The sequence below is a fragment of the Limnohabitans planktonicus II-D5 genome (assembly GCF_001270065.2).
GTDB lineage: Bacteria > Pseudomonadota > Gammaproteobacteria > Burkholderiales > Burkholderiaceae_C > Limnohabitans_A > Limnohabitans_A planktonicus.
The window spans coordinates 1-891 of record NZ_LFYT02000114.1; the positions used below are offsets into that span (position 1 = coordinate 1).

An 891-nucleotide genomic window follows, 5' to 3' on the forward strand; every position below is an offset into this window, starting at 1 on the left:
CCTGTAATCAGACGCCCTTACATTTATAGAATTTTCGAGAAGTATTTTGTTACCAAGGGATTCAAGACTTCCTTCTATCTTAAGCCCAACCTCAATCTGTTGCCTCTTTTTTGAATATATATGCTCTATATCAAATTCATGTTTTATATTTAATAATTTTTGATCATCAAAAGTAAACGCATACCACGTCAGCATAGACCTTGTAATTGATCTTTGATTACTAAAAGAAAAGTTTTCAAACATGGATCTCGTTTGGGCCTCATTGAATTTATATTTTGAGAAACCAATCGACTTTTCATCAATGATGTTGATCATTTCATCATAAACTGGCGTTCTCAATGCATTAACGCCTGGATTAGCAATAGCACTTACAAAGGTGAATGCTGTGATTTTATCGAGAAATTTGCAAAATTGCTCATCATTCAACTCTTCATCAACGCCCCTATTGACAAGAAAGTACACCGACGTAATGTTCTGCCACATTCCATTCGGCGCATAATTTAAAACAAACAATTTTTTAAGTGCATCTTCACTGAAATAATCCTGATCCTGCAAGGAAATTTTTTTCCAAAAATCGGCCAACACCTCAAGATCACTCAAAGTTCCATCTTGTCTCAGATATATATAACTATTTCGCTCATAGAACTTTCGCAAAGCCTCAGTGGTTGAAACTTTGATTTTTTCCTTTGCACGCAAAAAATACATGTATCTTGTGAAAAGTTCATCCATTGAGCCGCTAGATGACGAACCAAATACAGAAGTAGCAACCTCTTCCAATGTCTTCCAGCGATCAATGAACTCATCTTTCCTATCCTTAGTTCGGTAATATTTGTAAAGATGAGATTTAAAAATATCAGCATCCGACAATGGGCGACCACGATCATTGAGCGT

1 protein-coding gene is annotated in these 891 nt (G+C 35.7%); it reads right to left on the minus strand.

Translation table 11 applies throughout. The annotated features are described in order from the left end of the window. Window positions 1–891, minus strand: an 891-nt coding sequence (locus tag H663_RS41905) for a hypothetical protein (protein WP_205872784.1), incomplete at both ends; no start/stop codon positions are given.